The organism is Streptomyces decoyicus (genome assembly GCF_019880305.1).
Classification (GTDB): domain Bacteria; phylum Actinomycetota; class Actinomycetes; order Streptomycetales; family Streptomycetaceae; genus Streptomyces; species Streptomyces decoyicus.
In genome coordinates this window covers 2,869,181-2,895,524 of the sequence record NZ_CP082301.1, presented here as the reverse complement: position 1 = coordinate 2,895,524, position 26,344 = coordinate 2,869,181, and the positions used below count along the sequence as shown (strand labels likewise).

Sequence of the window (26,344 nt, the reverse complement as noted above, 5' to 3'; positions counted from 1 at the left end):
GCAGTCACCGTTTCGGTGAGTGCGGGGCCCGGCCCGTTTCCTGTGCCCTGCTAGCTCCGGTCCGCGGGCCGGGCGGCGACGCCGGGGGCGCCCGCCCGGTCCGCCGCCGCGGTCTCCCGCGGCCGCCGCCGGTCCAGGATCAGCCCGACCGCCAGCACCACCACGGCCGCGACCACCGACAGCACCATCTGCTGGCGCCCCTCGGGGTTGTAGAACATGTAGCCGATGACGAAGACGATCAGCGCGATCGTCGCGTAGGTCAGCCACGGGTACAGCCACATCCGCACCGTCAGCCGCTCCGGCGTCTCCCGCTCGATGACCCGGCGCATCCGCAGCTGCGAGAGGCAGATGACCAGCCAGACGAACAGCGCCACCGCACCCGACGAATTGAGCAGGAACTGGAAGATGGTGTCCTTCGAGGTGTAGCTGAAGATCGTCGCAATGAAGCCGAAGGCGACCGACGCCCAGATCGCGACCGCCGGCACCCCGCCCTTGTTGACGGTGGCGAACGACTTCGGCGCGTCCCCGCGCTGGCCCAGCGAGAACGCCATCCGGGAGGCGGTGTAGAGCCCGGAGTTCAGACAGGACAGCACCGCGGTCAGTACCACGACATCCATCACGGTGCCCGCGTACGGAATGTCCAGCGACTCCAGGACGGCCACGTACGGGCTCTTCTCCACTGCCTTGGAGTTCCACGGCAGCAGCGTCACGATCACCGCGATCGAGCCGATGTAGAAGAGCGCGATCCGCCAGATGACGCTGTTGACGGCCTTGCGGACGGCCTGCACCGGGTTCGGCGACTCGCTCGCCGCCAGCGTGACGATCTCGCTGCCCATGAAGGAGAAGACCACCAGCAGCATGCCGGAGAGGATCGCCCCCGGACCGTGCGGCAGGAATCCGCCGTGCCCGGTCAGATTCTCCGTGCCGACCGGGGAGCCGCCCGGCGGCAGCCCGAATATCGCCAGCGCGCCGATCACGATGAAGACGACGATCGCGACGACCTTGATCCCGGCGAACCAGAACTCGAACTCGCCGAACGAGCCGACCGAGACCAGGTTCGTGCCGGTCAGCACGATCATCACCAGCAGCGCCCAGGCCCACTGCGGGACGGCCGGGACCCAGCCGGTGAGGATCGCGGCGGCCGCGGTCGCCTCGACGGCCAGCACGACCGACCAGAAGAACCAGTACAGCCAGCCGATCGTGAAGCCGGCCCAGCGCCCCAGGGCCCGGTCCGCGTACGCGGAGAACGAGCCGGACGTGGGCGAGGCCGCGGCCATCTCGCCCAGCATCCGCATCACCAGCACGACCAGCAGACCGGTCAGAGCGTAGGAGAGCAGGATGCCGGGACCGGCGGCCGCGATACCGGCGCCGGAGCCGACGAACAGGCCGGCACCGATGACACCGCCGATGGCGATCATCGACAGATGGCGGTTCTTGAGCCCTGCCTGGAGCCCGTCCTGCGACTGTCCCCCGGTGGGTCCGCTGCCGGGGTTGCCGGTGGGGACCGGTGTGGTGGTAGGCGGGTGCGCGCCCATGTGCACCGTCCTTCGTGGTTCGCGGATGGATCCCCCGCATTAGATCTTCGTTAACCGTGGATTGGAAGGTCTGAAGCCGGATTGTTGTGTGAAACCCTGGAAGGTTGTGCACCGCGCTTGCGTACGGAAGGCGGGGGGTCGCTTTCTGTGCACAGTGCCCCGGGAAGACCCAGCGGCGCCTACCCGGGGCCGCTCGTGTCACACTCATCGCATGCGCGTGTACCTCGGCTCCGACCATGCCGGTTTCGAACTCAAGAACCACCTCGTCGAGTGGCTCACGGCCCACGGCCACGAGCCCGTCGACTGCGGTCCCCACCTCTACGACGCCCAGGACGACTACCCGCCGTTCTGTCTGCGTGCCGCGGAGAAGACCGCCGCCGACCCGGACAGCCTCGGCATCGTGATCGGCGGCTCCGGCAACGGCGAGCAGATCGCCGCCAACAAGGTCAAGGGCGTCCGGGCCGCACTGGCCTGGAGCGAGGAGACCGCCAAGCTCGGCCGCGAGCACAACGACGCCAACGTCATCTCCGTGGGCGGCCGGATGCACACCCGGGAAGAGGCGACCAAGTTCATCGAGGTCTTCCTCGCCACCCCCTACTCGGGCGAGGAGCGGCACACCCGCCGCATCGACATGCTCTCGGCCTACGAGACCACCGGCGAACTGCCCGCCATCCCCGCCCACCACCCGCAGGGCTGACCCCCGTTCATCCCGTCGCCCGCCCGCCCCGGCCGCCGGGGCGGGCGGGCGCGCCCACTGGAGGACCTCCGTGCCCGAGGGGCATACGATCCACCGCCTCGCCCTGGACCACCGCTCCCGCTTCGAGGGCGAACCGGTCCGGGTGAGCAGTCCGCAGGGCAAGTTCACCGGCGGCGCAGCCCTCGTCGACGGACAGGTCATGACCGGCGCCGAGGCGCACGGCAAACACCTCTTCCTCAGTTTCGGCCGGGACCGCTGGATCCATGTCCACCTCGGGCTGTTCGGCAAGCTCGGCTTCGGCACGGCCCCCGCCCCGCCGCCCACCGACACCGTGCGCCTCCGGCTCGCGAACCCGTCCGCGTACGCGGACCTGCGCGGCCCCACCACCTGCGCGCTGATCACCGAAGCCGAGAAGCACGCGATACACGACCGGCTCGGCCCCGACCCGCTGCGCCCCGGGGACGACGGCACCCGCGCCTGGCAGCGGATCTCCCGCAGCCGTACGACGATCGCCGCGCTGCTGCTCGACCAGAAGATCATCGCCGGAGTCGGCAACGTCTACCGCGCCGAGGTCCTCTTCCGCCACGGCATCGACCCCTACCGCCCCGGCCGCGATCTCACCCGCACCGAATGGGACGCGCTCTGGGCCGACCTGGTGTTCCTGATGGCCGAGGGAGTCCGGGACAACCGGATCGACACCGTCCGCCCGGAGCATCTGCCGGAGGCCATGGGCCGCCCGCCGCGGGTCGACGACCACGGCGGCGAGGTGTACGTCTACCGCCGCGCCCATATGGGCTGCCACATCTGCGGCAGCGAGATCCGCACCGCCGGTCTCGCCGCCCGCAACCTCTTCTGGTGCCCGGTCTGCCAGCCGTCCACCGGCGGCTGACGGCCGGACCGGACCGGCCGTCAGAACCCGTGCGGCAGCCAGGGCGCCACATCCGCCCCGAACGCCACCGAAGCCGCCGCCAGCGCACCGGGCCGCAGCTCCCGCACCCGGCCCGCCGCCGCCAGCGACGACAGCGAGAAGCCGCCCAGATACGCCGACCCCAGCTCCCGTACGGACAGGGCCAGCTCGGCCGGGTTCGCGGTCCGCGTACAGGAAGCCCCCGCCGCGTCACCGGACAGCCGCCAACGCCCCTCGTTCCACGGGCAGAAGGGGTCCGTCACCTCCAGCACCACCTCCACCGGCGTCCGGTACGTCCGCGCCGCCAGCGCCGCGCCCACCTCCACCGGCCGTACGAACAGCGACTCGTCCAGCCGGATACCGCACCGCCGCATGTCCGGGACGAGATGCAGCAGCGCATCGTCCACCGGCCGGGTGGACACCGCCACCGACGACGTCAGATCGATCCCGAACAGAAAGCGCCACAGCGCCGCGTACCCCACCGGGTCCAGCGCCTCGACATCCCGTACCTGCACCGTGCCCGACGGCCCGGCGTCGTCCCGGCCCGGCTTGACCGCGAAGCGCGCATATCCCCGCACTTCGCCGTCCACCTCGGCCAGCACGCACTGAAGCACCCCGGCCCCGTCCCGTTTGCCCGGGTCGTCCAGTACGGGGATCCGCTCCCAGCCGGGCCGCCGGGCAAGCATCCCGGGCCGGTCGGGCACCAGCCGGGCATAGACCCGTTCGCAGTCGGCCACCGCGGCCGCCGGATCCACCAGCCGCAGCCGCAGCCGTACGCCGTCCACACCGGGCAGTTCGGGCGCGGGCAGCCGCACGGTGTCCACGGTCAGCTGCATGTCCTGGGCCGCAGGACCGTAGCCGAACCGGCCGTAGATCGCCGGCTCCGAGGCGGTCAGCACCGCCAGCGGCTCACCGCGCTCCCGGACGTCCGCCAGCTGGTGGCGCATCATCGAACGCAGCAGCCCGCGGCGGCGGTGCGTCGGCTGCACACTGACCATCGAGACGCCCGCAACGGGCACCTCGGCCCCGCCCGGAACCGTGAGCCCGAACGAGAACGATCCCGCCGTGGCGACCCACCCGCCGTCGTCCCACGCGCCGTCGTCCCACACGCCGAAGGAGCGCCCGGTCTCGGTGAGCTCACGCCGCAGGGCGCGCTCCTCAGGAGGCAGCGGCAGCCCCCCGAAGGCCAGGTCGAACGTGTCGGACCAGCTGTCCCATTCGACGTCCCGCAGGTCCCGCAATTCCGTCGCCATACTCCATGCCTAACAGGACACTCTCCGGACGCGCGACCGCATTTCGAACAGGGTTTCCCGGTGAGGGGCCAGGGCGACGTGCGGCGAATCGACGCGCCGCCGAACGGGTGGATAGGGTCCCAGAGAAATGACACGCGGCCAGGGCACGGACACCCTGACGGCCCGGATGCACAAAGGTCTGCACCGGGCCCGCATCGGCGTGCGCAAGGCCGGGGTCGACTACTTCCGCGGAGACGGCTCCGACCGGTTCGCGCTCGCCGTCCTCCTCATCGCCATACCCGCCATCGCCGCGGGCACGCTCCGGTGGCCGGAATGGATCGCCCCGACGGCCCTGGTCCTCCCGGTCATCGCCGGCGGACTGCTGCTGCGGCCGGCCAACCTCCTGGTCCTGTACGGCGCCTCCGCGGCCGCACTGGTCGTCGAGGCCGCGCTGTTCGGCCCGTACGACGAAGGACCGGAGCGGATCACCCCGGGCACGGTCCTGGTCGTCGCCGCGGTCGGGTTCTTCGGACTGCTGATCGCGCAGTTCCGCAGCCGGGTCGGGGTGCCCTGGCGGCGTGGCGGCACGATGCTCTTCGACCTGCGCGAACGCATCCGCGTCCAGAGCAAACTGCCCACGCTGCCCGAGGGCTGGCACCACGAGATGGCGCTGCGCCCGGCCGGCGGGCAGTCCTTCTCCGGCGACTTCGTGGTGGCCTCCCGCACCCACGGCGGCCACATCCTCGAAGTGGTGTTGACCGATGTCTCCGGCAAGGGCATGGACGCGGCCTCCCGCGCCCTGCTGCTGTCCGGCGCCTTCGGCGGCCTGCTCGGCTCGCTGCCGCCGCACGGCTTCCTGCCCGCCGCCAACGGCTATCTGCTGCGCCAGGACTGGGACGAGGGGTTCGCGACCTCCATCCATCTCGTCCTCGACCTCGAATCGGGCGACTACGAGCTGCTCTCCGCGGGACATCTGCCGGCTCTCCAGCTCAGCGCCGGCAGCGGCCGCTGGGAGGAGAAGTCGGGCGAGGGGCCGCTGCTCGGCGTCTACGACGGCGCCCAGTTCGACCCGGTCAAGGGGAGGCTGCGGCCGGGCGATGTGCTGATGCTGTTCACCGACGGCCTGGTCGAGGCCGCCGACCGCGATATCGCCGAGGGCATCGACCGGCTCACCGGCGAGGCCGACCGCTATGTGGCCAGTGGCTTCGCCGGGGCCGCCTGGCATCTGATCGAGGCCGTCGCCAAGGACGTCAACGACGACCGCGCGCTGCTGCTGATCTGCCGGGACGCGTGACGGAAGCGCCCGTGAGGGAAGCGCCCGTGAGGGAAGCGCCCGTGACGGAGAAGCGGCCCGGCCGCTCTCCCCTTCCGGCGGGTCCTGCTTCGCCGGTCCCGGCAGGAAGCGCGCTCAGGCGCTGACGCGGGCCCGTGCCGCGTCGGCCGGGTCCTTCCGGAACGCCCAGGCCATCGTCGGCTCCATCGCGAAGCGGAACGCCCGGCGGACCGGCGGGGTGCACAGGGCCGTCACGATGCCGCCCCCGATCAGCGTGACCGCGATCTCACCGAGCGGCGAGTGCAGCCAGGCGTAGTCGTCGAACCAGCCCCAGAACCGCGAGCCCTTGGCCAGGAAACCGTGCAGCAGATAGCCGTACAGCGTCCCGGCGCCCAGCACCGTGAACCACGTCCGCCGCGTCGGCACCCAGGAGAAGAAGCAGGCCACCATCACGATCGAGCAGCCGAAGAGCGCCAGTGTCATGATCGCGCCGATCCACCAGGTGGTGCCCAGCTCCTGGGCGCTGTCCCGGTGGTAGAACCACGCCGAGGACATCCGGGGCGCGGCCCAGTAGGCCATCAGCAGCGCACCGGCGAAGACCGGCAGCGAAGCGATCCGCACCGCCCGCCGCTGCACCATCTTGAAGTGCTCCGGCCGCAGCGCCAGCCCCAGGACGAAGAACGGGAGGAACTGGAGCACCCGCTGGAGGTCCAGGTCATCGCCGATGTCCGGGGACACCGAGGCCATGACGGCGATGGCCACCGCGAGCGGAATCGGCCAGCGCACCACCTTCCACAGCGGGGTGGTCAGCCGCCAGATGAACAGGGCCACCAGGAACCACGTCAGGAACCACGGGTCGAGCAGGCTGACGGGGTGCCCGGGATCGTCGTCCGCCCAGCGCTTGAAGAACGCATAGGCCGTCTCGAAGAGGATGTAGGGGACCGCGACCCCGGTCACCAGCCGCTGCAACCGGTCCTTGCGCATGTCGAAGCTGCGCGAGAAGTAACCGGAAATGATGATGAAGGCCGGCATGTGGAAGGTGTAGACGGTCATGTAGAGCGCCTCGGCGGCCCGGCTGCCGTCGGTCAGCGGTTCCCAGGCGTGCCCCATCGCCACCAGCACGATGGCCAGGTACTTCGCGTTGTCGAAGAACGCGTTGCGGCCCTCGCTCTTCGGTGCGGGCGCCGCCGTGGCCGGTGCCGTGCCCGACGACTGCTCCGCGGGCTCCGCCCGGTCCGTGCCCTCCGCCGCCCGGGCAGGGGGAAGTTCGCGTCGGGGTGTCGCGGCAGCGGGAAACATTGGAGGCACGATAGCGGCGGTCGGCGAATGCGTAAAACCGCATCGGAGCCATTCCCCTTTTCCTCGGGGTTCCCTCGGGGTTCCCTCGGGTTTTCCTCGGCCTTCCGCCGTGGACGGCCCGCGGATAAAATCCGCAATCGTGGGGGAGAGGCCCTCCTCCAGCCGCCCGATTCGCCCCCGATCATCCCCTCAAATCACCCCGTATCCCCCGCAAACGACTCTAGGGGAATGTCCCATTCCTTAGTCTTATGTACGAATGCTAATAAGCCTTCGTGGCGCACCGTAAGACAGTGACGGATGCCACGGACAGGAAATCCTCCGGGCCCGCAGGAATGAGCGGAATGCGGTCGACGAATGACCGGAGCGAATTACCGACGCGGCATCAGGCGAGGGAAATACGTCACCCGGCCCGGCCTTTCGTGGTCACCCTGCGGCCACCGCCGCGCCACCCGCGCGTCACCCCGCCGCGGCCCCACGGACCACCACCGGCTGGAATCGGGCAAAGCGTTGGCCGATGATTCGTCACCGGCCTGCAGTGGGCATGGAGTTGGTGGCACGATGGGTGCAGGGGGGTGTGCGCGGCATGCCCCCGGGCCGGTGAGGCGTTCCGACCGAGGGTGTGATCAGTGTGGCTCTATCGCTGTCAGTTGTGCTGCTGTTGGGGATCATTCTGATCGTGCTGATCAGAGGGAAGTCGATCAAGGCGGGCCCGGCGTTCGTCGCCATACTGTTCGGCTTCTTCCTCGCCTCCACGGGCATGGCGCCGTCCATCAACCGGTTCCTCAACTCGATTGCGGACACCATCAACCACATCACCTTCTAGGCGGCCCGCCTCAAGGTGTCCGCCGGCCTCCCCGTGCCGTGCGCCGCACGGGGTTCAGCCGTTCGAGGTCTCTTCGCCCCCGGCCCGCGCCACGGCCTCGCGCACGGCATCCTCGCTCCGCCCGACCAGCGCCGAGCCGTCGTCCGCGGTGATGATCGGGCGCTGGATCAGCCGGGGGTGTGCCGCCAGCGCCGCTATCCACCGCTCGCGCGCGGCGTCGGTGCGCTCCCACTCCCCAAGACCCAGTTCCTTCGCCTCGGTCTCCTGGGTCCGGGTGATGTCCCAGGGCTCCAGGCCCAGCCGCGTCAGCACACCGCGCAGATCATCGGCGTCCGGCGGGTCTTCGAGATATCTGCGCACGGTGTAGTGGGCGCCCGCCTCGTCGAGGATCTCCACGGCCGAACGGCACTTGGAGCACGCGGGATTGAGCCAGATCTCCATGCAGACCACCTTATTGACCCGCGACCGCGGTGCGAAGAGGTGTGCAGGCGCGCGTCAGTCCGTTCCGGACAGCAGAAAACCCCAGGCCATCGGTCTGGGGTTTCCTCTTACGAGCGGGCGACGGGAATCGAACCCGCGTAGCCAGTTTGGAAGACTGGGGCTCTACCATTGAGCTACGCCCGCGAGCGCCACAGGTCGCAGGACCTCGGCACGCAGTGCATCCTAGCGGGTCATGGCGGTGTGCCGCACATCCCATCCCGCGGACGGCGTGCGCCGCCGCGTTCCCCGCTGGCCGCGCCCGCCGGGCATCCCGATAACTGGCAGCCGCGCCCCCTGCGGCCATGTACCCTACGTGTCGCACCGACGGGGTGTGGCGCAGCTTGGTAGCGCGTCCGCTTTGGGAGCGGAAGGTCGTCGGTTCGAATCCGGCCACCCCGACCAGTAGCAGGTCAGCCCGGCATGACGCGCTGGGACGGAACCTCGGCCCACCATGGCAATGCCGCAAGATCAGCGGCTGTTCATGATCGCGTTGTGGGCGTCATCCTCCTTGCGGTTACTATGCAAGCTGCGTGCCCGTGTGTCTGTGTACCGGGCGTGATCGGCCGGACCCGGATCAGCCGGGTACGGGCAGATCTCAAGCAGAACCCCAGAAGTCAGCCCCAAGGAGACCGAACCGTGAAGAGCGCCGTGGAGACCCTGAACCCGACTCGGGTTCGGCTCACTGTCGAGGTGCCCTTCGAGGAGCTCAAGCCCAGCCTCGACGCGGCGTACAAAAAGATCAACCAGCAGGTCACGGTGAAGGGCTTCCGTCAGGGCAAGATCCCGGCCCGGGTCATCGACCAGCGGTTCGGTCGTGGCGCCGTGCTGGAGGAGGCCGTCAACGACGCGCTCCCGAAGTTCTACACCGAAGCGGTCAACGAGGGTGAGCTGAACGTCCTCGGCCAGCCCGACGTCGACATCACCGAGCTGAAGGACGGCGAGCTGCTGGCCTTCACCGCCGAGGTCGACATCCGCCCCGCCCTCGAGATCCCGGACTACTCCGGCATCGAGGTCGAGGTCGACGCCGTGGAGGTGTCGGACGAGGACGTCACCAAGTCCGTCGAGCAGCTGCGTGAGCGCTTCGCGACGACCAGCCCGGTCGAGCGTGCGGCCCAGGACGGCGACGTCCTGACGCTGAACCTCGAGGCCAAGGTGGACGGCGAGGTCCTGGAGGACGGTGTCGCCGAGGGCGTCACCTACACCGTGGGCTCCGGCGAGCTCCTCGACGGCATCGACGAGGCCGTCACCGGTGTGGAGGCCGGCGGCAGCGCCACCTTCACCTCCGAGCTCAAGGGCGGTTCCGCCGAGGGCAAGGAGGCCGAGGTCAAGGTCGAGGTCACCGAGGTCAAGTCCCGCGAACTGCCCGAGCTGGACGACGACTTCGCGCAGCTCGCCAGTGAGTTCGACACCTTCGAGGAGCTCCAGGCGGACAGCCGCAAGCGCCTCGAGCAGATGAAGAAGTACGACCAGGCCACCCAGGCTCAGGAGAAGGTCCTGGACGAGCTGCTCAAGCTCGTCGAGGTGCCGATGCCGGAGAAGCTGCTCGCGGACGAGATCGAGACCCGCAAGCACAACCTGGTGAACCACCAGCTCGGCCAGATGGGCCTCGACCTCGCGAAGTACCTGGAGATCCAGGGCAAGAGCGAGGAAGAGTTCGACGCCGAGACCAAGGAGCAGGCCGAGAAGGGCATCAAGACCCAGTTCATCCTGGACGAGCTGGTCAACAAGGAGAAGCTGAACGTCAGCCAGGAGGAGCTCACCGAGCACCTCATGCGCCGCGCGCAGTCCTCCGGCATGTCCCCCGACCAGTTCGCCCAGGCCGTCGTCGAGGGCGGCCAGGTGCCGATGCTCGTCGGTGAGGTCGCCCGCGGCAAGGCCCTCGCGGTCGTCGTCGAGGCCGCCACGGTCAAGGACAGCAACGGCGAGCTCATCGAGCTCGACGACGAGGACGAGACCGCCGAGACCGTCGAGGCCACCGAGGCCACCGAGGTCGAGGCGGAGGGTGCCGAGGAGAAGCCCGAGGCCTGAGCCCCGGACGCCGCCTTGCGCCTGCGCGCAGTTTTCTGACCACGGGCCCGAACACGCACGTCCGCGTGTTCGGGCCCGCGGTCGTACCGCCCCGTGAGCCTGCGCTCACAGCGAACAGTTATCGATGCGGGATGGCGTTGTCCGACCTGCGCGTTAGGGTCCGTAGATACGAGGGCAGGGGAGTCCCTGGAATCGCGCCGGGGCCACACACGGCGCCGCCTCCCCACGCCCCAGCAGACGACGCTGAGACGGCCTGGAGCCGTCCGACAACGAGCAGGTGGACACGTGACGATCCCGATGCCTTCCGCCGCCGCTGAGCCGACCTTCGGTGGCCTCGGCGACCAGGTCTACAACCGGCTGCTCGGCGAGCGGATCATCTTCCTCGGCCAGCCGGTCGACGACGACATCGCCAACAAGATCACCGCGCAGCTGCTTCTTCTCGCCGCGGACCCGGACAAGGACATCTTCCTCTACATCAACTCCCCGGGCGGTTCGATCTCGGCCGGGTTGGCGATCTACGACACCATGCAGTACATCAAGAACGACGTGGTGACGATCGCGATGGGCCTCGCCGCCTCCATGGGCCAGTTCCTGCTGAGCGCCGGCACCCCGGGCAAGCGCTTCGCGCTGCCGAACGCCGAGATCCTCATCCACCAGCCCTCCGCGGGCCTGGCCGGCTCCGCGTCGGACATCAAGATCCACGCCGAGCGGCTGCTGCACACCAAGAAGCGGATGGCGGAGCTGACGGCCTTCCACACCGGTCAGACCGTCGAGCGGATCACCCAGGACTCGGACCGCGACCGCTGGTTCTCCGCCGATGAGGCCAAGACGTACGGCCTGATCGACGATGTGATGACCTCCGCCGCAGGCGTTCCGGGCGGGGGCGGCACCGGGGCCTGAGCCCCGTACCACTCGCCCTACAGCCCCCACCCCACTTGATCGCCACCAGGACGGTGAACACCACGATGAACAACTACCCCGGCAGCGGCCTCTCCCAGGGCGCGGAGTCCGAGTTTTCCGGCCCGCGCGCCGAGTCCCGCTACATCGTCCCGCGCTTCGTCGAGCGCACCTCGCAGGGCGTGCGCGAGTACGACCCGTACGCGAAGCTGTTCGAGGAGCGCGTGATCTTCCTCGGCGTGCAGATCGACGACGCCTCGGCCAACGACGTCATGGCGCAGCTGCTGTGCCTGGAGTCGATGGACCCGGACCGGGACATCTCGATCTACATCAACAGCCCGGGTGGCTCCTTCACGGCGCTCACGGCCATCTACGACACGATGCAGTTCGTGAAGCCGGACATCCAGACGGTCTGCATGGGCCAGGCGGCCTCCGCCGCGGCCGTGCTGCTCGCCGCCGGCACCCCCGGCAAGCGGATGGCGCTGCCGAACGCCCGTGTGCTGATCCACCAGCCGTACAGCGAGACCGGCCGCGGCCAGGTCTCCGACCTGGAGATCGCCGCCAACGAGATCCTGCGGATGCGCTCGCAGCTGGAGGACCTGCTGGCCAAGCACTCCTCCACGCCGATCGAGAAGATCCGTGACGATATCGAGCGTGACAAGATCCTGACCGCCGAGGAGTCCCTGGCGTACGGTCTGGTCGACCAGATCGTTTCGACGCGGAAGTCGTCCGTCTCGATCGGCTAGGCGATCTTCGCGAAGTGAGCCGGAGCGTTGCCCCCTTGGACCGGACCGGGATCGAGTGAACCGAGTCGGTCCAAGGGGGGCCCGTACGGGGGGCCCGGCAAGGTACCGTCGATAGGCAAGCACCCGGGTCCGTGGAGCAATGCGGATCCCAGGCGAAGGGGAAGCACCTCGTGGCACGCATCGGTGACGGCGGCGACCTGCTCAAGTGCTCATTCTGCGGAAAGAGTCAGAAGCAGGTGAAGAAGCTCATCGCGGGACCTGGTGTGTACATCTGCGACGAGTGCATCGACCTCTGCAACGAAATCATCGAGGAGGAACTCGCCGAGACCTCCGAGGTGCGGTGGGAGGAGCTCCCCAAACCGCGGGAGATCTACGAGTTCCTGAACGGCTATGTCGTCGGCCAGGACCCCGCCAAGAAGGCCCTCTCGGTGGCCGTCTACAACCACTACAAGCGGGTGCAGGCGGGCGAGAACGGCCCCGGCCGCGGCGAAGAGGGCATCGAGCTCGCCAAGTCCAACATCCTGCTGCTCGGCCCGACCGGCTCCGGCAAGACGCTGCTCGCGCAGACCCTCGCCCGGATGCTGAACGTCCCCTTCGCGTTCGCCGACGCCACGGCGCTGACGGAGGCCGGCTATGTCGGTGAGGACGTCGAGAACATCCTCCTCAAGCTGATCCAGGCCGCGGACTTCGACATCAAGAAGGCCGAGACCGGCATCATCTACATCGACGAGATCGACAAGGTCGCCCGGAAGAGCGAAAACCCGTCGATCACCCGCGATGTCTCCGGCGAGGGCGTCCAGCAGGCGCTGCTGAAGATCCTGGAAGGCACCACCGCCTCCGTCCCGCCCCAGGGCGGCCGCAAGCACCCCCACCAGGAATTCATCCAGATCGACACCACCAACGTCCTCTTCATCGTCGGCGGTGCCTTCGCCGGCCTGGAGAAGATCATCGAGGCCCGGTCCGGTGCCAAGGGCATCGGCTTCGGCGCCACGATCCGCTCCAAGCGGGAGATCGAGTCCAAGGACCAGCTCCAGGACGTCATGCCGGAGGACATGGTGAAGTTCGGGATGATCCCGGAGTTCATCGGCCGCCTCCCCGTCCTCACCTCGGTCCACAACCTCGACCGCGAGGCCCTGCTGCAGATCCTGGTCGAGCCGCGCAACGCGCTCGTCAAGCAGTACAAGCGCCTCTTCGAACTCGACGGCGTCGAGCTGGACTTCGACCGCCCGGCCCTGGAGGCCATCGCCGACCAGGCGATCCTGCGCGGCACCGGCGCCCGTGGTCTGCGCGCCATCATGGAGGAGGTCCTCCAGGCGGTGATGTACGAGATCCCGTCCCGCAAGGACGTGGCCCGCGTCGTCATCACCGAGGACGTCGTGCACTCGAATGTGAACCCGACCCTGGTGCCGCGCAACCGCGGCGACTCGGGCGAGCCACAGGAGAAGAGCGCGTAGGCGCACGCAGTACGCATCACGAGAGCCGCCCGGCAGCGCGTTCGCTGCCGGGCGGCTCTGTGTTGTGGCCGGTCACCGGCGATGACCGACGGCTCGTGCGTGCGGGAAGCCGGTCAGTTCTTCGCGCGCGTGCAGGCGATGTCGGCGAGATCATTCCTGATGCCCAGCGCCACCATTTGGACCACACACTCCAAATGGCTGGTGTCGTAGTTGCCGCCACTCGCCGAGTCCTTGCACGCGGAATGCACCTTCGGGCCGACCTTGTATCCGGCGCCGGCAAGGAACGATTCGCACTGCTTGGTTGTGGCCTGAGCCGGCGCGGTCGCCACGATCGGCAGCGCGCACGCCGCCAGGAGCACTCCAGTCGCCGCACCCAGACGCCGTACTGTGTTGCACATGACAAATCCCCCTTGTTGTTGATCTTCTGGTCGGGGTGAAGGTTCAGCGCATGAATGCGGTTTCCCTGGCATGCATGAGGTTTTAGCCATGGATCGGCCGGATGTGCCGGCGGCGCGTTCCCGCACGGGAAAGGCGCTCGATGGGGCATCCTCATCGAGCGCCAGGAAGCCACAAGGGCCGGGGCAGTGCCGTTACTTCTCCTTGCGGACCTCATTGCGGATCTTGGCGGTCTTCTCGGAAAGCTGCTCCGCGCCGGGCGTCGTCGCGGTGGCGCCACCCGTGGGGGACGGTGCGGCCAGTGCCTGGACGACGCCGATGGCGCTGCTGTCGCCCCAGATGCAGGTGGAGACGGTGACGGGCACGCTCACGCCGCTCCGCGTGATCGTGATTTTCTGGGTCCTGCACTTCATCACGGAGCCGTCGAAGTCGTTCGGGGAGTACTCGGTCGTCGGAGTGACGTCCTCGATCTTGGCGCCCTTGTCCTCAAAGGTCTTCTTCTGGCCCTCGTCCACCTTGGCGAACATCTGGCCCACGGTTCCGCCCGGGTCGGCGACGTTGCCGTACAGGCCGCCGACCGTCAGCTGGAGCCCGCCGTCCCCCTTGTAGCCGGAGTTGACGCCCTTGGCGTTCGTGATGCCCAGCGCCTTGGCTTCCTTGTCGTTGGCGAAGTCCTCGGTACCCGAGTTGCCGGCTTTCTGAGCCTTCGTGAACTGCCCGCTCAGCAGCGTGTTCGGCAACGAGATCGTGTAAGGCTTCACATCCCCGCCCGACCCGAAGGCGAAGTACGCGCCCACGCCGATCGCCGCGACGACCGCGACCGCGCCGACGATCAGGCCGATCTTCTTGCCGTTGCCGCCGCCGGTCTCCGGGGGGCCCTGCGGGATCACGCCGTAGGGGGTCTGCTGGCCGCCGTACGGAGCCTGCTGGGCGTAGCCGGGCTGGCCGCCCTGCTGGGGGTAGCCGTAGCCCTGCTGAGGGGGCGCCTGGCCGGGCTGGGGGTAGCCGTAGCCCTGCTGAGGGGGAACCTGGCCGCCCTGCTGCGGGTAGCCGTAGCCCGGCTGCGGGGCCTGCGGCTGCTGCGGCTGGCCGTACGGACCGGGCTGCTGGGGCTGCTGGCCGTACGGGCCGGGAGGCGGCTGGTTGAAGCTCATGGAACGGTTCCCCTCGTGACAACTGGAGCCAGTTGAAGTTCTGCGTGATATTTATGCGCTGCCGACATCCTGTACGACGCCGCTGACAGCCGTTGCCCCGGGGGCGAAACCGATTCGAAGCTGCGACATCCGCGCCCGTACACTGTCCGTCGTGACCGAGAACACTCAGCAGAGCAACCACAGCGCCCCCGAACTGCCGACTCAGTACACGCCGGCCGATGTAGAGGGGCCGCTGTACGAGCGCTGGGTAGAGCGGGGTTACTTCGAGGCGGACGAGAAGAGCGACAAGCCGCCGTACACCATCGTCATTCCGCCGCCGAACGTCACCGGCTCCCTGCACCTGGGGCACGCCTTCGAGCACACGCTGATCGACGCGCTCACCCGCCGCAAGCGCATGCAGGGCTACGAGACGCTCTGGCAGCCGGGCATGGACCACGCCGGTATCGCGACCCAGAACGTCGTCGAGCGGGAGCTCGCCAAGGAGGGCGTCTCCCGGCACGACCTGGGCCGTGAGGCGTTCGTCGAGCGCGTCTGGCAGTGGAAGAGCGAGTCCGGCGGGCAGATCTCGGGCCAGATGCGGCGCCTGGGCGACGGTGTCGCCTGGTCGCGTGAGCGCTTCACGATGGACGAGGGCCTGTCCAAGTCCGTCCAGACGATCTTCAAGCGGCTCTACGACGACGAGTTGATCTACCGCGCCGAGCGCATCATCAACTGGTGCCCGCGCTGTCTGACCGCCATCTCGGACATCGAGGTGGAGTACCAGGACGACGAGGGCGAGCTCGTCTCCATCCGGTACGGCGAGGGCGACGCCTCCATCGTCGTGGCGACGACGCGCGCCGAGACGATGCTCGGGGACACCGCGGTCGCGGTCCACCCGGAGGACGAGCGCTACGCCCATCTCGTCGGCACCGAGATCGAGTTGCCGCTCACCGGCCGCCGCATCCCGGTCGTCGCCGACGAGCACGTCGACCCGGAGTTCGGCACGGGTGCGGTCAAGGTCACCCCGGCGCACGACCCCAACGACTTCGAGATCGGGCGCCGGCACGACCTGCCGAACCTCGCCGTCCTCGACGAGCGCGGTGTGATCACGGCCCACGGCCCGTTCCAGGGCCTGGACCGCTTCGAGGCCCGTTCCGCGATCGTCGGTGCGCTGCGCGCCGACGGCCGGATCGTCTCCGAGAAGCGCCCGTACACGCACTCCGTCGGGCACTGCTCGCGCTGCAAGACCACCATCGAGCCGCGGCTGTCGATGCAGTGGTGGGTCAAGGTCGGCCCGCTGGCGAAGGCCGCGGGTGACGCGGTCCGCGACGGGCAGGTCAAGATCCACCCCAAGGAGATGGAGTCCCGCTACTTCGGCTGGGTCGACAACCTCCACGACTGGTGCATCTCGCGGCAGCTGTGGTGGGGCCACCGCATCCCCGTCTGGTACGGGCCGAACGGCGAGGTCGTCTGCGTCGGACCGGACGACGAGGCGCCCACGGGCGAGGGCTGGACGCAGGACACCGACGTCCTGGACACGTGGTTCTCCTCCGGGCTGTGGCCGTTCTCCACGCTCGGCTGGCCCGAGCAGACCCCCGGCGTCGAGAAGTTCTACCCGAACGCTGTCCTGGTCACCGGCTACGACATCCTCTTCTTCTGGGTCGCCCGGATGATGATGTTCGGGCTGTACGCGATGGACGGCACCCCGCCGTTCCACACCATCGCGCTGCACGGCATGGTCCGCGACCAGTTCGGCAAGAAGATGTCCAAGTCCTTCGGCAACGCGGTCAATCCGCTGGACTGGATGGACTCCTACGGCTCGGACGCCGTCCGGTTCACGCTCGCCCGTGGTGCCAACCCCGGCGTCGACGTCCCGATCGGCGAGGACTGGGTCCAGGGGTCCCGTAACTTCGCCAACAAGATCTGGAACGCCACCCGCTTCGCGCTGATGAACGGTGCGACGGTGGAGGGCGAACTCCCGCCCGCCGAGCAGCTGTCGGCGACCGACCGGTGGATCCTGTCCCGGCTGAACTCGGTCGTCGCCGAGGTCGATGCGTACTACGACGACTACCAGTTCGCGAAGCTGTCGGACACCCTCTTCCACTTCGCCTGGGACGAGGTCTTCGACTGGTACGTCGAGCTGTCCAAGACCACGTTCATGGCGGGCGGCCCGGCCGCCGACGCCTCGCGCCGGGTCCTGGGCGAGGTGCTCGACGTCACGCTGCGGCTGCTGCACCCGATCGTCCCGTTCGTCACCGAGACCCTGTGGACGACGCTGACCGGCGGTGAGTCGGTCGTGATCGCCGACTGGCCGAAGGACTCCGGCTTCCGGGACGCGGCCGCCGAGCGGGAGATCGAGACGGTCCAGCAGGTCGTCACCGAAGTCCGCCGCTTCCGCTCCGACCAGGGGCTCCAGCCGGGCCAGAAGGTCCCGGCGCAGCTGGAGCTGTCCGGTACGGCGCTGGCCGCGCACGAGGCCGCGATGCGCTCGCTGCTGCGGCTCCAGCCGGCCGGTGAGGACTTCAGCGCCACCGCCTCGCTGCCGGTCGCGGGTGCGAGGGTCGCGCTGGACCTGTCCGGCACCATCGACGTCGAGGCCGAGCGCAAGCGGCTGACCAAGGACCTGGGCGCCGCCGAGAAGGAGAAGGCGCAGGCCACCGCCAAGCTCGGCAACGAGGCGTTCCTCGCCAAGGCGCCGGAGAAGGTCGTGGACAAGATCCGCGGCCGGCTGGAGGCCGCGGAGGCGGACATCGTCCGGATCACCGCCCAGCTGGCGGCCCTGCCCCAGGCGTAGGCGCGGGACCGGGCCACGGTCCGGTACCCGGGCCGCCCATGGGCCCCTCGTGTGCAGGCCCCTCGTCCGTACGGGCGGGGGGCCTGCGTCGTCTCTGCCCCCGCCGCCCCCGTTCGCGTACCGGCCAGAACAGGACATACGCCGTCGAGACGGCCACGAACGCCAGGCGGATCAGGCCCCGGGCGGCATCGTCGGGGACGGCGAAGACACTGCCGTAGAGGATGAGCAGGGCCAGCCAGCTCCACCAGGGGACCAGCCGGCGCTGGCCGATCACGTCCCACAGCAGGGTGCCGAGCAGCACCGACGCGGTGTAGTACGTGTAGACGCTGGGGTCGAGGACGATGCGGGCGTTGGCGCCCAGCAGGACCACTGCCGCCCAGCGGCCCCGCCAGACGGCGACCGAGCCCAGGGCCAGGCCGAGGGCGGCCTGCGCGGGGCGGTCCCAGCCGGGCGTCTCGGGGTCGCCGACGCCCAGCCGGCGCAGCGCCGACGCCGGATGGTTGGGGATGGCGAACTTCGCCGCGGCGAAGGACTGCGAGTCGCCGAGGAAGAACGGCAGCCAGGCGAGCGCGACCAGCCCCGCGCACCACAGCCCGGCGCGCAGCCACTTCTCCCGCGGCAGGGCGAGCAGCAGGGGGAGGAAGGCCAGTGCGGTGGGCTTGGAGTCCATCGCCAGGGCCAGGCAGACGCCGGTGAGGGCGGGGTTGCCGCGGGTGACGGCCCGTACCGCGAGGGCGGTGAAGAACAGCGCGAGGACGTCGTCGAGATGCCCGAAGCGGACCGCCACCTCGATCCACATGGGGATGAAGGCCAGTCCGGCGATCAGTACGCGCTGCCGCAGCCGCTGGTGGTTGGTGCCGGTGCCCAGGAAGTGGTGGGCGGCGCTGCGGCCCGCCAGCACCACGATGACCAGGCCCAGCAGCGACATCAGGGCCGCGGCCAGTAACTGCCCGGTGGCCTCGGGGAAGGGGTTGAACAGCCCGGCCGTCAGAAAGCTGAGCGGGCCCATCTGGAGCTCGGGGTGGTGCGCGTAGAGGTTGAGCCCGCCGGAGCCGTCGCCGGCGTCGCCCTGGTAGATCAGTGCGCCGCCGGTGCGCAGATAGTGCCAGGAGAATCCGCCGTGCGGCTCGACGACGACGAACCACAGCACCGTCCAGGCGGTGAGCAGTATCAAATGCATCCGCTGACTGATCGCCGGCACCCGTCTTCAGCTCCTGCCTTCCCGCGCTGCCTCGTGATGATCACCGGGGACGTGCACAGCCCGCCGTCGAAGAGGGCGAACGGCGGCGACACGTTGTCCCGGCCGGGCGATCCGGGCGTTCTCATGGCGCTCTCATGTGGCCGAGGCACGGTGGGACGGAATGCCCGAATGCCCGAATGCCGGAGTTCCAGCGGAACCGCACGTCCACCACCGAGGAGCCGCGCCCCCATGAACAAGCCCCTGCGCCGGGCCGCGATCTTCTGCCTGGCCCTCATCGTCGCGCTGATGGGCTGGGTCACCTGGCTTCAGGGCGCAAAGGCCGGTGAGTACAAGGAGGACCCGCACAATCCGCGGGTGGCGATCGGCAAGTACGCGGCGCCGATGGGCAACATCCTCGTCGGCGGGGAACCGGTGACCGGCTCCGCCGCCACCTCCTCCACGCTCAAGTACAAGCGGACCTACAAGGACGGCTCGCTGTACGCCCCGGTCACCGGCTTCACCTCGCAGATCTTCGGCAGCAACCAGCTGGAGAACCTCTACGGCGACCTCCTCGACGGCTCCGACAGCCGGCTCCAGAGCCCCGCCGACGCGCTGACCCGCACCCGGGCCAAGGGCGGCGATGTGGCCACCGCCATCGACCCCGCGGTGCAGAAGGCCGGCCACCGGGCGCTGGGCGGCAAGAAGGGCGCCGCCATCGCCATGGACCCGGCCACCGGGCGGGTCCTGGGCATGGTCAGCACCCCGTCGTTCGACCCGGGGAAGTTCGCGGGCTCCGGCGGCGCCGACCAGAAGGCCTGGAAGAAGATGTCCGACGACTCGGACCACCCCGAGGTCAACCGGGCCCTGCGGCAGCCGCTGCCGCCCGGCTCCACGTTCAAGCTGGTGGTCGCCGCGGCCGCGCTGGAGAACGGGCTGTACTCCTCGGTGGACGAGGCCACCCACAGCCCCGACCCGTACACCCTCCCGCACACCCGCACCAAGCTCACCAACGAGAGCGCCTCCGCGCCCTGCAAGAACGCCGATATCCGCACCGCGCTCCAGTACTCCTGCAACACCGTCTTCGCGAAGATGGCCGTCGACCTGGGCAAGGACAAGGTGAAGGCGCAGGCCGAGAAGTTCGGCTTCAACGACGAGAAGGTGGACACCCCGGTGCGGGCCGGCACGAGCCGCTACCCCTCCGACATGGACGACGCACAGACCGCGCTGTCCGGGATCGGCCAGTTCGACGACCAGGCGACCCCGCTCCAGATGGCGATGATCTCCTCGGCCATCGCGAACGGCGGCGAGCTCCGGACCCCGCAGCTGGTCGACGCGCTGACCGACGGCGGCGGCAACACCGTCCAGGACTTCGGCCCCACGACGTACGGCGACGGCAAGACCATGTCGGCAGGCACGGCTCAGCAGCTGCAATCGGCGATGCAGACGGTCGTGGACAAGGGCACCGGCTCCGGCGCGAAGATCGGCGGACTGACCGTCGGCGGCAAGACGGGCACCGCCCAGCACGGTGTCGACAACAGCGGTACGCCCTACGCCTGGTTCGTCTCGTACGCCAAGGACAGGGAGGGACGCCAGGTGGCGGTGGCCGTGATGGTCGAGGACGGGCATGCCGCCCGCAACGAGATCTCCGGCAACGGGCTGGCGGCCCCGATCGCACGGGCCATGATGAAGGCGGCACTGTCGTAGGCGAGGGGCGGCTCCGGCGTACGGGCGCGTTCCGGGGGCGGGTCACACCGCCCGCCGCCCCGGGACGCGGCGCGGTACCGCCGGGGGCAGCGCAGCGCACCGCTGTCACACGTGCCTCGTAGACTGGTCGGCGTGAGCGAGCGCCCCCAGAACGACGACCCCGACCCGAACGAAGCCTTCGACGAACTGGTCGAGGCGGAGACCGACCGTGACCCGGATCTTGCGGTGATCGAGGCCGGCAGCCGGACCTTGCGCGCCCAGGCCGGGCCGCCGCAAGGGGACGGCATCCCTGCCCGCCCGGCCGATCCCGAGGTCGACCGTGCGCTGCGCGCCGTCGAGGACGAGTTGGCAGGCCGCTGGGGTGAGACCAAGCTCGACCCGTCCGTCCAGCGCATCGCTGCGCTGCTGGACATCCTGGGCGAGCCCCAGCGCGCCTATCCCTCCATCCACATCACGGGCACCAACGGCAAGACCAGCACCGCCCGCATGATCGAGTCCCTGCTGTCCGCCTTCGACCTGCGCACCGGCCGCTACACCAGCCCGCATGTCCAGTCGATCACCGAGCGGATCAGTCTGGACGCCGCCCCGATCTCCGCCGAGCAGTTCATCGAGACGTACCGGGACATCGCCCCGTATGTGGAGATGATCGACGCCCAGCAGGAGTACCGCCTGTCGTTCTTCGAGGTGCTGACGGCGATGGCGTACGCCGCCTTCGCGGACAGCCCCGTGGACGTCGCGGTCGTCGAGGTCGGCATGGGCGGCACCTGGGACGCGACGAACGTCATCGACGGCGATGTCGCCGTGGTCACCCCCATCGCCCTGGACCACACCGACCGGCTGGGGGAGACGCCCGAGCAGATCGCCGGTGAGAAGTCCGGGATCATCAAGAAGGACGCCACGGTCGTGCTGGCCCAGCAGCCGGTGGACGCGGCCTCGGTGATGCTCAAGCGCGCGGTCGAGGTGGATGCCACGGTCGCCCGTGAGGGCATGGAGTTCGGGGTGCTGAGCCGCGAGGTCGCGGTCGGCGGTCAGATGCTGACGCTGCGCGGACTGGGCGGCGAGTATCCCGAGATCTTCCTTCCGCTGTACGGCGCCCATCAGGCGCACAACGCCGCGGTGGCGCTCGCTGCGGTCGAGGCGTTCTTCGGCGTCGGCTCCGACCACGCCCGCACGCTCGACATCGACACCATCCGCTCCGCGTTCGCCGCCGTCAGCTCGCCCGGCCGGATGGAGGTCGTGCGGCGCAGCCCGACGGTCGTGCTGGACGCGGCGCACAACCCTGCGGGCGCGCGGGCGGCGGCCGAGGCGGTCACCGAGGCGTTCGGGTTCAGCCGGCTGGTGGGCGTCGTCGGTGCCAGTGCGGACAAGGACGTACGGGGATTCCTGGAGGCGTTCGAGCCGATCTTCGCCGAGGTCGTGGTGACACGTAATTCGAGCCATCGTGCGATGGATCCCGATGAGCTGGCGGCCGTCGCCGTCGAGGTCTTCGGCGCCGAGCGGGTCCAGGTCGAGCCCCGGCTCGACGACGCCCTGGAAGCGGCGATCACCCTCGCCGAGGAAGAGGGCGAGTTCTCCGGAGCGGGTGTGCTGGTGACCGGCTCGGTGATCACGGTCGGCGAGGCCCGGCTGCTGATGGGGAGGAGCTGACCATGCGCACGCTGTGTGCCGGCACCCTGATAGGCGAATTCTTCGTGATCGGCTTCGCCGGCCTGGTCGCGATGCAGATGACCGAACTGTCGGCGGCCACGATCTGGACGGTCAGCGGGATCGCGATGCTGCTGAGCATCCTGCTGTGCGGGATGCTGACCCGTCCGGGTGGTGTCCAACTCGGCTGGGTGCTGCAGATCGCCCTGATCGGCAGCGGTTTCGTGGTCCCGACGATGTTCTTCCTCGGCGCGGTCTTCGCGGCCCTGTGGTGGGCGTCGGTCCACTTCGGCCGCAAGATCGATGAGGCGAAGGCCCGTTGGGCGGCGCAGGCCGAGGCTCCGGCGGAGCCCGCCTAGGAGGCCTGCCGTCGCCCGGCCCCGGCGAGGCCCTCAGGGGCGCGTCGGAGGCCGGGGGCGGGCCCGCGCAGGGCCTGGTCACCCATGTAGCCTCAATGCACCCGCTGACCGTTGTTCATATCCAGGGAGTTTCTCCGTGAGCCAGCGCACCCTCGTCCTCCTCAAGCCTGACGCCGTCACGCGCGGTCTGATCGGCGAGATCATCGGCCGTATCGAGAAGAAGGCCGGCTGGACGATCAGCGCGCTGGAGCTCCGCAGCCTGGACCGCGAGATCCTCGAGCAGCACTACGCCGAGCATGTCGGCAAGCCGTTCTACGAGCCCCTGGTCGCCTTCATGTCCTCCGGCCCCGTGGTCTCGATGGTCGTCGAGGGCGAGCGGGTGATCGAGGGCGTACGGATGCTCGCCGGTCCGACTGACCCGATTGCCGCGCCGAGTGGGTCCATTCGTGGGGACTTCGGAACGATCACCCGAGAGAATCTGATCCATGCGTCGGATTCCGAAGAGTCCGCCGAGCGCGAGATCAAGATTTTCTTCCCCGGCATTTCCTGACGCCTCATCAGCTTTACACCCCTCGTGACCAGGGGCGACCGACAAAATCATCGGTCGCCCTTTGGTGTATACGACTCGATCGGGGGAACGCATCACCGCGACACGACGTCACCATTAAGGGGGGCGGGTGCGTGTACGGCTGACAATGGCGGAACAGCCTCCCGACGTGTTCGAGTGGGCGCACTACGAACTACGATGGAGGCTTCCGCGCCGCAACGCGCATCACCTCCTGCCGACCTCCAGTAAGCATTCGCTCCAGTTGGGAAGGCCAGACGTATCCTCATGGGGAACAACATGTCGTTCATCGGCCGTGACATGGCTGTCGACCTCGGGACCGCCAACACGCTGGTGTACGTCAGGGGCCGCGGCATCGTCCTCAACGAGCCGTCGGTCGTGGCCATCAACACCAACACCGGCGGCATTCTCGCGGTAGGTGCTGAGGCGAAGAAGATGATCGGGCGCACGCCCGGCAACATCGTCGCCGTACGGCCCCTGAAAGACGGCGTGATCGCCGATTTCGAGATCACCGAGCGGATGCTCCGCTACTTCATCCTCAAGATCCACAAGCGGCGCTATCTGGCCCGCCCGCGGGTCGTCGTGTGTGTCCCCTCCGGCATCACAGGAGTGGAGCGCCGCGCGGTCATCGAGGCGTCGACCCAGGCCGGTGCGCGCCAGGTGCACATCATCGAGGAGCCGATGGCCGCCGCCATCGGGTCCGGCCTGCCGGTCCACGAGGCCACCGGCAACATGGTCGTGGACATCGGCGGCGGGACGACCGAGGTTGCGGTCATCTCGCTCGGCGGCATCGTCACCGCGCAGTCGATCCGGGTGGCCGGCGACGAGCTCGACAACGCGATCATCCAGCACATCAAGAAGGAGTACAGCCTTCTGCTGGGCGAGCGCACCGCCGAGAGCATCAAGATCACCATCGGCTCGGCGTACGACCTCGAACAGGACGAGCACACCGAGATCCGCGGCCGTGACCTGGTCTCCGGCCTGCCGAAGACCGTCGTCATCTCGGCCGCCGAGGTCCGCAAGGCCATCGAGGAGCCGGTGAACTCCATTGTCGACGCGGTCAAGACGACGCTCGACAAGTGCCCGCCGGAGCTGTCCGGTGACGTCATGGACCGCGGCATCGTGCTCACCGGAGGCGGCGCCCTGCTCCGCGGCCTCGACGAGCGGCTGCGCCGCGAGACCGGTATGCCCATCCACATCGCCGAGGACCCGCTCGACTCCGTCGCGCTCGGTTCCGGCAAGTGCGTCGAGGAGTTCGAGGCACTCCAGCAGGTCCTCGACTCCCAGCCGCGCAGGTAGCAGGAACCGGGGTCCCGATCGCGCCGCGGCCGTCGAGCGGCGTCCGCGGCGTTCGGGAACCATGGCGACAGCGGCCGGTCCGTCCGGCGGATCGCTGATATACAGGCACAACCTCCCGACAGACACGGTGCACTGACGCTTCACCATCGGGCACCGTCACACAGGCACAACGCTCAACTCCCGAACGAGACCGGCGGGGCCCGCAGCCGGCCGGTCCTACGAGGAAGGACACGGCCGCCGCACGTGAGGGACACACGAGAGAGCCGGCTGCTGCTGGTGCTGCTGGTCGCGATCGCGTTCGCGCTGATCACGGTCGATATCCGCGGCGGCGAACAGTCCCCGCTCGATGGCGCCCGGCAAGCCGCCGCCTCCGCCTTCGGCCCGGTCGAAAGCGGCGTCGCCCGCGTCGTCAACCCGGTCGGCAACGCCATCGGCGCCGTGCGGGACTCCGGCGCCCGGCACAACCGGATCAGCGGGCTGGAGCACGAGAACGAGGCGCTGAAGGCCAAGCTCGGCTCCTCCGACCGCAACCGTAGCCGCGCCGCCGAGCTCGACAAGATCCTCAAGACCGCGGGCACCGGCCAGTACGGCATCAAGGGCGCCCAGGTCATCGCCATCGGCTCCGCCCAGGGCTTCTCCTGGACCGTCACCATCGACGCCGGCACCCGCGACGGCATCGCCCGCGATATGACCGTGCTCAACGGCGACGGTCTGGTCGGCCGGGTCACCACCGTCGGCGCCGACACCTCCACCGTCCTGCTGGCCGCCGACCCCGACTTCACCGTCGGCACCCGCATGGAGAAGACCAACGAGATCGGCTTCGCCAACGGGCAGGGCGTCCGCTCGCTGCGCGTCCAGCTCCTCAACGGCAAGGCCAACATCAAGCGGGGCGACCGCCTGGTCACCTTCGGCTCCAGCAGGGACAAGCCGTTCGTGCCCGGCGTGCCCGTCGGCAGGGTCGTCAAGGTCGAGCCGTCCAACGGCGATCTGACGCGTAACCTCCAGGTCCGGCCCTTTGTCTCGTTCTCCCAGCTCGACATCGTCGGCGTAGTCGTGGCACCGCCCCGCGAGGACCCGCGCGACACCGTCCTGCCGCCTGCGCCCGCGAAGCCCAAGCCGACACCGACGGTCACCGTCACGGCCACGCCCTCCGCGAGCGCTTCTCCCAGGAGCTGACCGATGCGCATCAACCGGATCCTGCTCTCGGCCCCGCTGGTGGTCGTCGCCCTCGTCATTCAGGTCACCATCCTCGCCAGACTCCAACTGCCCGGCGCCGTACCCGACCTGCTGCTGCTCGTGGTGCTCGGCCTCGCGCTGGTCTACGGCCATGTCGGCGGCGCGCTGGTCGGCTTCTTCGCCGGACTGCTGGCCGACCTCGCCCCGCCCTCCGACCACGCCATCGGCCGCTATGCGCTGGTGCTCTGTGTCATCGGCTACTGCGCGGGCCTGACCAAGCCGGACTCCGGTCAGCACCGCTCGGCGACACTGCCGCTGCTCGTCGTCCTCGGCGCCGCCATCGGCTCGACGCTGATGTACGCCGGCGTCGGTGCGCTGGTCGGTGACACCGCCGCCCGGCACGTCGGCATCGTCGGACTGCTGCTCAGCGCGACCCTCTACGACCTGCTGCTGGCGCCCTTCACCGTCCCGCTGGTGATGGCGCTGGCGCGCAGAACGGAAGGCGAGGCGCTGGCCGGCGACGGCTCCAGTTCGAGCGGCGGGGCCGGCGGCCGGGATTCCGGGTACGGCTGGCTCACCACCGGCACCGGGCTCAAGGCCAGCCGCGGTGCCATGAAGTCCGTACGCACGGGGACGGGCATCGGCAGCCAGCGCGGCAGTCTGCTCGGCAAGTCGGCCCGCGACAAGGTGGGCCGCATCAAGGGGGTCAAGCGACTGTGACGC

The 26,344-nt window shown here is 69.3% G+C and carries 23 protein-coding genes and 2 tRNA genes; 17 read left to right on the top strand and 8 right to left on the bottom strand.

What is annotated here, in order from left to right; all coding sequences use genetic code 11:
* Positions 1–50 precede the first annotated feature (50 nt).
* Positions 51–1,535: an amino acid permease gene (locus K7C20_RS12770; protein WP_048829514.1), complete on the bottom strand. Its 1,485-nt coding sequence runs from the start codon at positions 1,533–1,535 to the stop codon at positions 51–53.
* Between the two features lie 211 nt (positions 1,536–1,746).
* Between K7C20_RS12770 and K7C20_RS12765 the strand changes: the two genes are divergently transcribed.
* Positions 1,747–2,232, top strand: a complete 486-nt coding sequence (locus K7C20_RS12765) for a ribose-5-phosphate isomerase (RefSeq protein ID WP_030082121.1) — start codon at positions 1,747–1,749, stop codon at positions 2,230–2,232.
* Between the two features lie 70 nt (positions 2,233–2,302).
* Positions 2,303–3,121, top strand: coding sequence for an Fpg/Nei family DNA glycosylase (locus K7C20_RS12760; RefSeq protein ID WP_053208783.1), 819 nt, complete (start codon positions 2,303–2,305; stop codon positions 3,119–3,121).
* Positions 3,122–3,141: 20 nt separating this feature from the next.
* Here K7C20_RS12760 and K7C20_RS12755 read toward each other — a convergent pair whose 3' ends face one another.
* Entirely contained in the window at positions 3,142–4,392 is a 1,251-nt protein-coding gene (locus K7C20_RS12755; protein ID WP_053208782.1) for a GNAT family N-acetyltransferase, read from the bottom strand.
* 127 nt (positions 4,393–4,519) lie between these two features.
* Between K7C20_RS12755 and K7C20_RS12750 the strand changes: the two genes are divergently transcribed.
* Positions 4,520–5,665: a PP2C family protein-serine/threonine phosphatase gene (locus K7C20_RS12750; protein WP_053208781.1), complete on the top strand. Its 1,146-nt coding sequence runs from the start codon at positions 4,520–4,522 to the stop codon at positions 5,663–5,665.
* Positions 5,666–5,779: 114 nt separating this feature from the next.
* On the opposite strand, the gene K7C20_RS12745 is transcribed toward K7C20_RS12750, so the two are convergent.
* Positions 5,780–6,943, bottom strand: coding sequence for an acyltransferase family protein (locus tag K7C20_RS12745; RefSeq protein WP_030082109.1), 1,164 nt, complete (start codon positions 6,941–6,943; stop codon positions 5,780–5,782).
* A 628-nt stretch (positions 6,944–7,571) separates the two neighbouring features.
* Here K7C20_RS12745 and K7C20_RS12740 point away from each other — a divergent pair.
* A complete protein-coding gene (locus K7C20_RS12740) occupies positions 7,572–7,766 on the top strand; it encodes a hypothetical protein (RefSeq protein ID WP_030082107.1) in 195 nt (64 codons plus the stop codon).
* A gap of 54 nt (positions 7,767–7,820) precedes the next feature.
* Here K7C20_RS12740 and K7C20_RS12735 read toward each other — a convergent pair whose 3' ends face one another.
* Both K7C20_RS12735 and K7C20_RS12730 read right to left on the bottom strand, forming a co-directional pair.
* A complete protein-coding gene (locus K7C20_RS12735; RefSeq protein ID WP_030082105.1) occupies positions 7,821–8,207 on the bottom strand; it encodes an arsenate reductase family protein in 387 nt (128 codons plus the stop codon).
* Between the two features lie 112 nt (positions 8,208–8,319).
* Positions 8,320–8,390, bottom strand: a tRNA-Gly gene (locus K7C20_RS12730).
* Positions 8,391–8,571: 181 nt separating this feature from the next.
* On the opposite strand from K7C20_RS12730, the gene K7C20_RS12725 reads away from it, so the two are divergent.
* The 5 genes from K7C20_RS12725 to clpX all read left to right on the top strand — a co-directional run bounded on the left by K7C20_RS12725 (position 8,572) and on the right by clpX (position 13,371).
* Positions 8,572–8,648: transfer RNA gene (locus K7C20_RS12725), tRNA-Pro, on the top strand.
* Positions 8,649–8,882: 234 nt separating this feature from the next.
* The gene (gene tig / locus K7C20_RS12720; RefSeq protein ID WP_030082103.1) at positions 8,883–10,274 is read left to right on the top strand and encodes a trigger factor; all 1,392 of its coding nucleotides are present in this window, start codon (positions 8,883–8,885) and stop codon (positions 10,272–10,274) included.
* Between the two features lie 297 nt (positions 10,275–10,571).
* Positions 10,572–11,174 carry an ATP-dependent Clp protease proteolytic subunit gene (locus K7C20_RS12715; RefSeq protein WP_030082101.1) on the top strand — a complete coding sequence of 201 codons (603 nt, stop codon included), beginning with the start codon at positions 10,572–10,574 and terminating at the stop codon, positions 11,172–11,174.
* Positions 11,175–11,239: 65 nt separating this feature from the next.
* The gene (locus K7C20_RS12710; protein ID WP_030082099.1) at positions 11,240–11,917 is read left to right on the top strand and encodes an ATP-dependent Clp protease proteolytic subunit; all 678 of its coding nucleotides are present in this window, start codon (positions 11,240–11,242) and stop codon (positions 11,915–11,917) included.
* Between the two features lie 170 nt (positions 11,918–12,087).
* The gene (clpX, locus tag K7C20_RS12705) at positions 12,088–13,371 is read left to right on the top strand and encodes an ATP-dependent Clp protease ATP-binding subunit ClpX (RefSeq protein WP_020397704.1); all 1,284 of its coding nucleotides are present in this window, start codon (positions 12,088–12,090) and stop codon (positions 13,369–13,371) included.
* 113 nt (positions 13,372–13,484) lie between these two features.
* On the opposite strand, the gene K7C20_RS12700 is transcribed toward clpX, so the two are convergent.
* Together K7C20_RS12700 and K7C20_RS12695 are read right to left on the bottom strand one after the other, a co-directional pair.
* The gene (locus K7C20_RS12700; protein ID WP_150127172.1) at positions 13,485–13,769 is read right to left on the bottom strand and encodes a hypothetical protein; all 285 of its coding nucleotides are present in this window, start codon (positions 13,767–13,769) and stop codon (positions 13,485–13,487) included.
* Between the two features lie 192 nt (positions 13,770–13,961).
* A complete protein-coding gene (locus K7C20_RS12695) occupies positions 13,962–14,921 on the bottom strand; it encodes a hypothetical protein (RefSeq protein WP_053208780.1) in 960 nt (319 codons plus the stop codon).
* A 151-nt stretch (positions 14,922–15,072) separates the two neighbouring features.
* On the opposite strand from K7C20_RS12695, the gene K7C20_RS12690 reads away from it, so the two are divergent.
* Complete coding sequence (locus K7C20_RS12690) at positions 15,073–17,694, top strand: valine--tRNA ligase (protein WP_053208779.1); 2,622 nt, start codon at positions 15,073–15,075, stop codon at positions 17,692–17,694.
* Here the strand turns inward: K7C20_RS12690 and K7C20_RS12685 are convergent.
* Positions 17,660–18,874 (bottom strand): hypothetical protein, encoded by a 1,215-nt coding sequence (locus tag K7C20_RS12685; RefSeq protein WP_048829525.1) that lies wholly within the window; start codon positions 18,872–18,874, stop codon positions 17,660–17,662. The two genes, K7C20_RS12690 and K7C20_RS12685, sit on opposite strands and share 35 nt — an antisense overlap.
* Before the next feature lie 249 nt (positions 18,875–19,123).
* On the opposite strand from K7C20_RS12685, the gene K7C20_RS12680 reads away from it, so the two are divergent.
* The 7 genes from K7C20_RS12680 to mreD all read left to right on the top strand — a co-directional run bounded on the left by K7C20_RS12680 (position 19,124) and on the right by mreD (position 26,341).
* Complete coding sequence (locus tag K7C20_RS12680) at positions 19,124–20,578, top strand: peptidoglycan D,D-transpeptidase FtsI family protein (protein WP_053208778.1); 1,455 nt, start codon at positions 19,124–19,126, stop codon at positions 20,576–20,578.
* Between the two features lie 132 nt (positions 20,579–20,710).
* Complete coding sequence (gene folC / locus K7C20_RS12675) at positions 20,711–22,225, top strand: bifunctional tetrahydrofolate synthase/dihydrofolate synthase (protein ID WP_030082084.1); 1,515 nt, start codon at positions 20,711–20,713, stop codon at positions 22,223–22,225.
* A gap of 2 nt (positions 22,226–22,227) precedes the next feature.
* Positions 22,228–22,581: a DUF4233 domain-containing protein gene (locus tag K7C20_RS12670; protein WP_030082082.1), complete on the top strand. Its 354-nt coding sequence runs from the start codon at positions 22,228–22,230 to the stop codon at positions 22,579–22,581.
* Between the two features lie 136 nt (positions 22,582–22,717).
* Positions 22,718–23,131: a nucleoside-diphosphate kinase gene (gene ndk, locus K7C20_RS12665; protein WP_030082080.1), complete on the top strand. Its 414-nt coding sequence runs from the start codon at positions 22,718–22,720 to the stop codon at positions 23,129–23,131.
* Between the two features lie 294 nt (positions 23,132–23,425).
* Entirely contained in the window at positions 23,426–24,445 is a 1,020-nt protein-coding gene (locus tag K7C20_RS12660; RefSeq protein WP_003985182.1) for a rod shape-determining protein, read from the top strand.
* Between the two features lie 243 nt (positions 24,446–24,688).
* Positions 24,689–25,621, top strand: a complete 933-nt coding sequence (gene mreC / locus K7C20_RS12655; RefSeq protein WP_030082078.1) for a rod shape-determining protein MreC — start codon at positions 24,689–24,691, stop codon at positions 25,619–25,621.
* 3 nt (positions 25,622–25,624) lie between these two features.
* A complete protein-coding gene (mreD, locus tag K7C20_RS12650) occupies positions 25,625–26,341 on the top strand; it encodes a rod shape-determining protein MreD (protein WP_030082076.1) in 717 nt (238 codons plus the stop codon).
* The last annotated feature ends 3 nt before the right edge of the window (positions 26,342–26,344 follow it).

What these genes read in the sequence shown, in the direction of transcription:
- K7C20_RS12770 (WP_048829514.1), bottom strand. Translation starts at nt 1,535, where the DNA reads ATGGGCGCGCACCCGCCTACCACCACACCGGTCCCCACCGGCAACCCC.
- K7C20_RS12765 (WP_030082121.1), top strand. Translation starts at nt 1,747, where the DNA reads ATGCGCGTGTACCTCGGCTCCGACCATGCCGGTTTCGAACTCAAGAAC.
- K7C20_RS12755 (WP_053208782.1), bottom strand. Translation starts at nt 4,392, where the DNA reads ATGGCGACGGAATTGCGGGACCTGCGGGACGTCGAATGGGACAGCTGG.
- K7C20_RS12750 (WP_053208781.1), top strand. Translation starts at nt 4,520, where the DNA reads ATGACACGCGGCCAGGGCACGGACACCCTGACGGCCCGGATGCACAAA.
- K7C20_RS12745 (WP_030082109.1), bottom strand. Translation starts at nt 6,943, where the DNA reads ATGTTTCCCGCTGCCGCGACACCCCGACGCGAACTTCCCCCTGCCCGG.
- K7C20_RS12735 (WP_030082105.1), bottom strand. Translation starts at nt 8,207, where the DNA reads ATGGAGATCTGGCTCAATCCCGCGTGCTCCAAGTGCCGTTCGGCCGTG.
- K7C20_RS12715 (WP_030082101.1), top strand. Translation starts at nt 10,572, where the DNA reads ATGCCTTCCGCCGCCGCTGAGCCGACCTTCGGTGGCCTCGGCGACCAG.
- K7C20_RS12710 (WP_030082099.1), top strand. Translation starts at nt 11,240, where the DNA reads ATGAACAACTACCCCGGCAGCGGCCTCTCCCAGGGCGCGGAGTCCGAG.
- K7C20_RS12700 (WP_150127172.1), bottom strand. Translation starts at nt 13,769, where the DNA reads ATGTGCAACACAGTACGGCGTCTGGGTGCGGCGACTGGAGTGCTCCTG.
- K7C20_RS12695 (WP_053208780.1), bottom strand. Translation starts at nt 14,921, where the DNA reads ATGAGCTTCAACCAGCCGCCTCCCGGCCCGTACGGCCAGCAGCCCCAG.
- K7C20_RS12685 (WP_048829525.1), bottom strand. Translation starts at nt 18,874, where the DNA reads ATGCATTTGATACTGCTCACCGCCTGGACGGTGCTGTGGTTCGTCGTC.
- K7C20_RS12680 (WP_053208778.1), top strand. Translation starts at nt 19,124, where the DNA reads ATGAACAAGCCCCTGCGCCGGGCCGCGATCTTCTGCCTGGCCCTCATC.
- K7C20_RS12670 (WP_030082082.1), top strand. Translation starts at nt 22,228, where the DNA reads ATGCGCACGCTGTGTGCCGGCACCCTGATAGGCGAATTCTTCGTGATC.
- K7C20_RS12660 (WP_003985182.1), top strand. Translation starts at nt 23,426, where the DNA reads ATGTCGTTCATCGGCCGTGACATGGCTGTCGACCTCGGGACCGCCAAC.
- mreD (WP_030082076.1), top strand. Translation starts at nt 25,625, where the DNA reads ATGCGCATCAACCGGATCCTGCTCTCGGCCCCGCTGGTGGTCGTCGCC.